Origin of the sequence: Martinezella multihospitum (genome assembly GCF_900094585.1) — a bacterium.
Classification (GTDB): domain Bacteria; phylum Pseudomonadota; class Alphaproteobacteria; order Rhizobiales; family Rhizobiaceae; genus Rhizobium; species Rhizobium multihospitium.
In genome coordinates this window covers 624,313-632,609 of sequence record NZ_FMAG01000001.1, presented here as the reverse complement: position 1 = coordinate 632,609, position 8,297 = coordinate 624,313, and the positions used below count along the sequence as shown (strand labels likewise).

The 8,297-nt window shown below is 60.0% G+C and carries 8 protein-coding genes; 3 read left to right on the top strand and 5 right to left on the bottom strand.

All coding sequences use genetic code 11. The annotated features are described in order from the left end of the window. Nucleotides 1-460 precede the first annotated feature (460 nt). A complete protein-coding gene (locus tag GA0061103_RS02840; RefSeq protein WP_092706886.1) occupies nt 461-1,471 on the top strand; it encodes a hydrogen peroxide-inducible genes activator in 1,011 nt (336 codons plus the stop codon). Nucleotides 1,472-1,626: 155 nt separating this feature from the next. Beyond that, nucleotides 1,627-1,803 carry a hypothetical protein gene (locus tag GA0061103_RS34950; protein WP_167376513.1) on the top strand — a complete coding sequence of 59 codons (177 nt, stop codon included), beginning with the start codon at nt 1,627-1,629 and terminating at the stop codon, nt 1,801-1,803. 173 nt (nt 1,804-1,976) lie between these two features. Here GA0061103_RS34950 and GA0061103_RS02835 read toward each other — a convergent pair whose 3' ends face one another. The 5 genes from GA0061103_RS02835 to GA0061103_RS02815 all read right to left on the bottom strand — a co-directional run bounded on the left by GA0061103_RS02835 (nt 1,977) and on the right by GA0061103_RS02815 (nt 6,863). Then, nucleotides 1,977-3,158, bottom strand: coding sequence for a M20 aminoacylase family protein (locus GA0061103_RS02835; protein WP_092706884.1), 1,182 nt, complete (start codon nt 3,156-3,158; stop codon nt 1,977-1,979). Nucleotides 3,159-3,233: 75 nt separating this feature from the next. Further along, nucleotides 3,234-4,013: an amino acid ABC transporter ATP-binding protein gene (locus tag GA0061103_RS02830; protein ID WP_092706882.1), complete on the bottom strand. Its 780-nt coding sequence runs from the start codon at nt 4,011-4,013 to the stop codon at nt 3,234-3,236. Next, a complete protein-coding gene (locus GA0061103_RS02825; RefSeq protein ID WP_092706880.1) occupies nt 4,010-4,954 on the bottom strand; it encodes an amino acid ABC transporter permease in 945 nt (314 codons plus the stop codon). Before GA0061103_RS02825 ends, GA0061103_RS02830 begins: the two co-directional genes overlap by 4 nt. After that, nucleotides 4,951-5,841: an ABC transporter substrate-binding protein gene (locus tag GA0061103_RS02820; RefSeq protein WP_092708560.1), complete on the bottom strand. Its 891-nt coding sequence runs from the start codon at nt 5,839-5,841 to the stop codon at nt 4,951-4,953. Before GA0061103_RS02820 ends, GA0061103_RS02825 begins: the two co-directional genes overlap by 4 nt. A 44-nt stretch (nt 5,842-5,885) precedes the next feature. After that, entirely contained in the window at nt 5,886-6,863 is a 978-nt protein-coding gene (locus GA0061103_RS02815; RefSeq protein WP_092708557.1) for a substrate-binding domain-containing protein, read from the bottom strand. 100 nt (nt 6,864-6,963) lie between these two features. Between GA0061103_RS02815 and GA0061103_RS02810 the strand changes: the two genes are divergently transcribed. After that, nucleotides 6,964-8,292, top strand: a complete 1,329-nt coding sequence (locus GA0061103_RS02810) for an aminotransferase-like domain-containing protein (protein WP_092706878.1) — start codon at nt 6,964-6,966, stop codon at nt 8,290-8,292. Nucleotides 8,293-8,297 lie beyond the last annotated feature (5 nt).

Here is an 8,297-nt window from a genome sequence, read left to right as displayed (position 1 = left end):
TGGTGAAGAATCCGAAGGTTCAGCTGATTCGGCCACCAGTCACGGTTCGAACGGGCCGAAACGCTCGTGTTCCCATGCGGAAACGGACACTTGCCGGCATTTTCGACTTTCGTATCCATAATTTTCTCCCTTACGATGATTTGATTTGTGACGACCGGAGAAGGAGCTTTGCCAGCCCACCGGGAAATGGCCCGGTTCTAAAACGGGTATGGCAGCGACATGTCAGACGCATGAATCTCTCGTTGTTCTGGCCTCGCGTGAAACGGAGACGTGGAAGCAGGCAAAGCTTGGGTACCCTGCCTTCCGACCGGTCCGTGCATCGATGAACTGAACGCAGTCAATGCTCTCAATATGAGCTTCGTATGACAGGCGGCCGCATCTCATCTCTGCTGGGGCACTATAGCCAAGGCTTTCCATTAATTTAAGTTGGATTTCCTGATTGGCGCGATAAGATAAGCTTATGGCAAATTTCACGCTCAAACAGCTTCGCTATTTCGAAGCGCTGGCTCGGCTCGGCCACTTCGGACGTGCCGCCGATCTATGCGCGATCTCTCAGCCCGCTCTGTCGATGCAGATCAAGGAGCTGGAGGAGCAACTCGGCACGGACCTCTTCGAAAGAGGTGCTCGCCAGGTCCGGCTGACCAATTTCGGGGAGGCCTTCGCGATCCGCGTCCGCGACATCCTGCGCTCCGTCGACGAGCTGGGAGATCTTGCCCGCGCCTCGCATAATCAGCCTGTAGGACGGTTGCGCATCGGCATCATCCCCACGGTGGCACCCTATCTGCTGCCGAGCATCATCGGCAACCTCACCCGTATCTACGACGGGCTCGATATCCATGTGCGCGAGACCCTGACCTCGAAACTGGTCGAGGAGCTGGAGGAGGGGAGGCTGGATACCGCCATTGTCGCCCTGCCGATCTCTGAAGCATCGCTGACGGAAGTGCCGCTATTTGCGGAAAATTTCGTACTGGTGCGGCCAAGCGAGGATCAGGGCAAGCCGGTGCCGAACCGCGAGGCGCTTCGCGAAATGCGGCTGCTGCTTTTGGAGGAGGGACATTGCTTCCGCGATCAGGCTCTGTCTTTCTGCAACATCCATTCGGCCCTGCCGCGGGAGCTGATGGACGGCAGCTCACTGTCGACGCTGGTGCAGATGGTCAGCGCCGGCATCGGCGTCACCTTGATACCGGAGATGGCTGTGGCGGTGGAAACCCGCTCGGCCTCGGTTTCGACCGTACGCTTTCAGAGTCCGCAGCCCTCGCGAACGATCGGCATGATCTGGCGCAGGACGAGCCCTCTCGCCAAGCAGCTCCTTCAGATTTCCGAAGTGGTCCGCGAGGCTGCCGACGCCATGCGCGAGCAGCATGATTCGATCTGGCGTGCGCAGGATCTTGAGCTCGATGGCCAAATGCAACCGTCGGCTGCTTACCGCCTCAGTTTTGGCGCCGTCGATGACCCGGCTTCGCATCGATAGTTTCGTATCGCGCATTAACGCTGTTCGAATCTTTTCCACAGGCAGCGCCATTTCAAACGATTGAAAAGATTTTAATCGTTTAAATAGTTTAATGCCTTGATTTACAAAGAAACTCTCCCATGTCATGCCAATAACGCATGACAATGGAGGTCGTGATGCAAGAGTTTGAAAACGTAAGAAATGAAATTCCTACGTATGTGATTGATCGCCTCGAAAACGAATGGCGGGTAATGCAGACTCAGAATGTGCAGCTGGAAAGTGGGCTGCGGGCTGAAACGCCGGCAAATACGGCACCTGCAACGGGTGATAGTCTCGGATCCCTCGATAAGTAGTATTTATGAAGGCAGGAATTGCGCCACGCTCGTGGGTCGGGCGACGCCATTGAAGGCATCGGCTGGCATTCCATCTTTTTTCATGACATCCAGAAAACGGACCAGCCCCGGCTTATTGCCAGGGGCTGCCGTTCATCGCCGCGTCGACCATTACGATAGAAGTAAGAACTCGTTCAGGCGTCGAGATAACGCTCGGTGAGCCGTGCCCACATGGCCGCACCGACGGTGAGGCTTGCATCGGCGAAATCATATTTGGCGCTGTGAAGGATGGCTGAATTCAAGCCATTGCCGAGGCGCAGGAAGCTGCCCGGCTTGTGTTCGAGGTAGTGGGAGAAATCCTCGCTGCCCGGGATCAGGCCGCAGGTGGTGACCTTGTCGGCGCCGACGAGTTCTTCGGCCACCATGCGCGCGAATTCCGTTTCCTTCTCGGAATTGACGACGACCGGATGGCCGTGGACGTAGTCGATCTCGACGCTCGCACCGAAACCCTCTGCGATGGACTCTGTCAGCTTGCGAATGCGAGCCTCAAGTAATTCGCGCACCTTCGGATCGAAGGAGCGAACGGTCAGCAGCATCTTCGCACTTTCCGGAATGACGTTCGAAGCCTCGCCGGCGTGGATGGCGCCGACGGTCACGACCGCCGTCTGCGTCGGATCGACGCTCCGGGCAACGATCGTCTGCAGGCTGACGACGAGATTGCAGGCGACGACGACGGGATCGATGGTCAGATGCGGGCGCGAGGCATGGCCGCCCTTGCCCGTGATGGTGATCTCGACCGTATCGGCGGCGGCCATCAGCGGACCGGAGCGCAACAGCCAGGTGCCTTCCGCAGCACCTGGATGATTGTGCAGGCCGTAGATGACGTCGAACGGAAAGCGCTCGAACAGCCCATCCTTGATCATGGCGGGAGCCCCGCTCACTGCGCCAGCCTCCTCGGCCGGCTGGAAGATCAGGTTCACCGTGCCGTTGAAGCGGCGGGTGCGCGCGAGATATTCGGCTGCTCCCAGCAAAATAGTGGTGTGGCCGTCATGGCCGCAGGCATGCATCTTGCCCGGCGTCTTGCTGGCATAGGCGGCGCCGGTCTGCTCGGTGATCGGCAGGGCGTCCATATCGGCGCGGATCGCGATGCTCTTCTTGCCCGCGCCCACCGTCATGCGCGCGACGACGCCATGGCCGCCGACATTGCGGGTGACTTCGTAGCCCCAGGCTTCCAGCTTCTCGGCGACGAAACGCGCGGTTTCTGCCTCTTCGAAGGAAAGCTCGGGATTGGCGTGCAGGTGCCGGCGGATACCGGTCAGCTCGTCCTTCATCGGTTCGAAGTCGGAGAGGCGGGCGAAATCGTTGTCGAGGGTCATGGCTATTCCAATGGTTCGCTTGAGCCGCCATTCGCCACAAGGCGCGCGGGCTTTGCTGATGATATGTGCATCGCGCTAGATGAAGCGCGACAGGAAGCTTCTGGTGCGCGGATGCTGCGGATTGCCGATCACATCCTCCGGCTTGCCTTGTTCCACGATCTTGCCGCCGTCCATGAAGACGACGCGGTCAGCAGCCTCACGGGCAAAGCCGATTTCGTGGGTGACGACGATCATCGTCAGGCCCTGTTTGGCAAGGTCGCGCATGGTGGCAAGCACTTCGCCGACCAGTTCCGGATCGAGCGCCGAGGTCGGCTCGTCGAACAGCATCAGCTTCGGCTTGATCGCCAGCGCCCTGGCGATCGCGACACGCTGCTGCTGGCCGCCCGAAAGTTGCCTGGGATAGTTGTTGGCCTTGGCTGAAAGCCCGACACGGTCCAGCAATGCCATCGCGTTTTCCGTTGCCTGCTTGCGGCTTTCACCATGGATGCCGATCGGCGCCTCGATGACATTCTGCAGCGCCGTCATATGCGGATAGAGATTGAACTGCTGGAACACCATGCCGATCTTGCGCCGCTGTAGTGCGATCGCATGGTTGGAAAGCTTGACCAGCCGTCCTTTGTTCAGCCGGTAGCCGATCTGCTCGCCATCGACTTCGATCGAGCCGCGATTGATCGATTCCAGATGGTTGATGCAGCGCAGGAAGGTCGACTTTCCGGAGCCAGAGGGGCCGAGGATCACCACGACTTCGCCAGGCGTCACGTCGAGATCGATACCCTTCAGCACCTCCAGATGCTCAAAGGATTTGTGGACGTTGCGCGCCTGTACCAGCGGCGCCATGTTGACGACAGCGTTCATTGTCCCGCCTCCTGCGCCGGCACGAGCGCTGGCGCGTTCTCCTTTGCGGCCTTGGTAGTGCCCGTGCGGCGATCGGCGCGACTATAGTAGCGCTCGATATAGCTCTGGCCGATATTGAGCACCGAGGTGATCAGTAGATACCAGATGACGGCGACGAGCAGCATCGGGATGACTTCGAAGGTACGGTTGTAGATCGACTGCACGGAATAGAGCAGGTCGGCCATGGCGATGACGCTGACGAGCGACGTCGCCTTGATCATGCTGATGAGCTGGTTGCCCGTCGGCGGTACGATGGAGCGCATGGCCTGCGGAATGATGATTCGCCGGAGCGCCCGGATGCGGGTCATGCCGAAGGCTTCAGCCGTTTCGAACTGGCCCCTGTCGACCGAAAGCAGGCCGCCGCGGATGATTTCGGCCATGTAGGCCGCTTCGTTTAGCGCGAGGCCGGCGATTGCGGCCGTCATCGGGCTGATGACCGAATTTGTGTCCCAGCTGATAAAGGTAGGTCCGAACGGAATGCCGATCGATAGCGTGGGGAAGAGCGTCGACAGATTGTACCAGAAGATCAGCTGCACGAGCAGCGGCGTGCCGCGGAAGAACCAGATAAACAGCGAGGTGAGCGTGCTTGCCAGCGTGTCTTTCGACATGCGGGCAATCGCCAAAAGCAGGCCAAAGATGATGCCGAGCGCCATGGCGACGACGGTCAGACCGAGCGAGACATAGAGGCCGCTGATGACAACGGGATCGAAGAAGTACTGTGCGACGACATGCCAGCCGAAGTTTTCATTGTGGGCGACCGACCAGGCCCAATAGGCGGCGATCGCAAGGGTAACGACCCAGGCAGCCACACGGCCTTTCGGGAACGGCGTATGGGCATTCGCCACATCTCGTTCGGCCGCATCGCCGGAAGGCGATGCGATATCTCTGGAATTCGTGCTCATTTCGGCAATGTCCCGCCAAGATTGATGCCCGGTTCCTTGATCATGTTGTTCTTAAGGCCCCATTTCTTCATGATGGCGGCATAGGTGCCGTTGTCCATCAGAACCTTGACGGTGTCCTTCAGAATCGGGCCGAGCGGCGAACCCTTCGGCACGACCGCGCCCTGATAGAGATCTTCAAAACCGTTCTTCTGGCCGACGCCGGTCAGTTCCAGCTGGCCGTTCGCCTGCGAGACGAAATAGGTGAGCGGCGCCTGCGACGAGAAGAAGGCGTCGGAGCGCTTGGAGCGGACGGCGAGGATCGAGCTCGGCTGGTCGGTGAAGGACTGGACTTCGATCGCGCCCTTGCCGTCGGTCTTGCACTTCTCGGCCTGCACCTGGATCACCTTTTCGGCCGAGCCGCCGGCCATGACGGCGATGCGCTGGCCGCAGGCGCTGTCGAGCGAGGTGATGCCCTTCGGATTGCCCTTCTGGACGGCGAAGACGACGAATTCCTGTACCCAATCGACAAAGTCATTGGCTTCTTCGCGGCTCTTGAAATCGCCGATCGGGCCGAAGGCGAATTGATAGCGGCCGGAATTGATGCCCGCGAGAATGGCAGGCAGGCCGCTGACGCTCTCATGCTCGATCTTCACGCCGAGCACCTCGCCGATCGCGTCGGTCAGATCGGCGCTGGCGCCGGTCAGCTTGGTGCCGGTGACGATCTCGTAGGGAGGGAAGGAGCCGTTGTTGACGGAAATCATCTTACCCGACGTGCGGATTGCTTCCGGCAGCTTGGCTTGCAGATCCTTGTTGACCGAAAGTTTCGGCAGGCTCGCATCCTCCGCGAAGGCAGCACCTGACATCATCAGGCTTGCCAGGGCGACGTAGGTCATTTTCTTCAGCGACATGTTCATTCCCCTTTTTGCTTTGTGTCTCTGATTTCAGGCGGTCGTCAGGCAGCGCTTGTCCGGCTGCCATCAACGTCGAACGGGAAGAGTTCCTCTGGTGTCAGGAGCCGCGGCAGGATGCCCTGCACATGCAGTTCCCCAGCGAAGTCCGCGATCATCTTGCGGTTGGCGGCAAAGCCGCTCGCATCCCACCCTTCGGGCAGCTCGGTTGCCGATTTCAACAGCTCGTCGAGCATAAAGGGCGTGGTGTCGGCATATTTACGCCGCTTGCTGAGCCACATGCGCTGGGATTCATCGATCAACTTGCTCAATTCGGCAATGACCCAGGGATGCTCGGCGACGATCTCGGCCTTCAGGCCGATCAGGTGCATGCCCGGTACATAGCCCACATCGGCAAAATAGCGATGCTCGGCGGCACGGAAATCCGGCAGCAGCTGGCGGAAGCCGGAATTGCCAGCGAAATAACCATCCGGCATGAAAGGCGTGAAGATCGCGTCGAGCTGGCCTTCCTTCAGCAGATCTACCATCGGCCTTTCGCCGGGCGCTGCCTCGATGCGGCCGGGGTGGCCGAAGCCGTCGAGGCGATCGGTGATCGGATGCGCTTCGGTGAGGCGGCCGGCATACCACATGGCGTCCTCGACGCCAACGCCTTCGCGCCGTAGTGCTGCCCGCGTCCAGGTATTGCCGGAGTCGCGCCAGCCGGTGACGCCGATACGCTTGCCGGCAAGCTCGGCAAAGCTCGTGATCGGGCTCTCCCTGGTGGTGATGACGCAGCGATGGCGGAAGCCACGCATGATGAAATTCGGAATGCCGACCACGCTCTCGTCGCCATCGATGCGCAGCTGCGTGTAGCGGCTGAAGGAGGTTTCGGCGGCATCATAGGCGTCGCTCTTGCCGACATGCGAGATCAGGGTGCCGACCCGGTCGACCTTGATGTCGAGCTTGGGGGAGGAGACGTCACCCAGGACCAACGGCGTCATGTAGTCCCAGTCACGGAGAGCAAGTCGAAGAGTAAGGGCCATGAAATTCACTCGCGGGAAAACTTGTTTTCTCAACGACTAAATGTTCAATATAGGTCGATCAAATGTTATTACGTTATTGAACATTAAAAATGGTGCGAAAATGAGCGAAGATCGGGATGCGAAATGGTTTGCCTCAAAATTGAGCGATCGGACCATCCGCGGCATCGCGCTTGAGACGAGCGCGCTCATTCGCGCCGGCGCCCTGCCTGTCGGCACCAAGCTTCCGCCGATCCGCGACCTCGCTTTTGTCCTTGGAGTGAGCCCGGCAACCCTATCGGAAGCCTGGAGCGAGCTCAGGCGTCAGAAGATCATCAGCGGACGCGGCCGGAATGGCACATGGGTCAGCGGTGACCGCTTCGTCGCCAAGCCGGCACGGCTGGCAAGTGTCGGCGACTACGGTTCCGACGCCCTCAATCTGACGGCTGCCGTTCCCGATGTGCAGCTGCTACCGAAACTCGATGCGGCGATGGCCTATGGCGCCTCGGCCGAAAATCTCAACAGCTACGAGCGCAGCCGTATCCTGCCGGAGCTTGAACGCGAGGTCAGGAAGACCTGGCCCTATGAGCCGGAAGCGTTCCTGGCCACCAATGGCGGCTATAATGCCGTCTACACTCTGATCAACGCCCTGGTCATGCCGGGTGCTGCCGTTGCGATCGAGGATCCGACGGGCATGCGGCTTCTCGATATTCTCGAGGACCGGGGTGCCCGCATCATTCCAGTGAAATGCGACGAGGAGGGTCCGCTGCCGGCCTCGCTGGAGGAGGCGCTGAAATATCGCCCGGTCGCCTTCATCTTTCAGCCGCGCACCCATTCCGTCACGGGCCAGAGCGTGAGCCCGGCGCGTATGGCAAGGATCGCCGAGATCCTTCGCGACAAGGATACGTTGATCGTCGAAGACGATGGTATCGCGGATATCTCGATCGCGCCACGCCATTCCATGGGACATCTCTTTCCCGATAGGGTCATCCATATCCTGTCATTTTCGAAAACGCACGGGCCGGATCTACGCCTCGCCGTATTGTCGAGCTCGCGGGCGATCATCGACCAGATCCAGTCCTATCGCAGCTTCAGCTCCGGCTGGACCAGCCGCATTCTGCAGGCGGCGGCTGCCTGGCTGCTGCGCGATCCGGCAACGGCATCATGCCTCGATCATGCCCGCAACACCTACCGGGAACGCCGCGCAGGCCTCATCGATGCGCTTCGCAAGCGCGGCGTCGATGCGCAACACGGAGAAGGGCTGTGTGCCTGGGTGCCGGTCTCGTCGGAGCCCTTCGCAATGGTGACGCTTGCCGCCCGGGGCATTGCAGTGCATCCCGGTGCCAAGTTCTCGATCCTGCCCAGCAGCCATTTGCGTGTAGCGACGGCCAAACTCTTGGAGCGGCGCGAATATGTTGCGGATGCCATTGCACTTGCCGCCGTCCACACGTGAGCGGT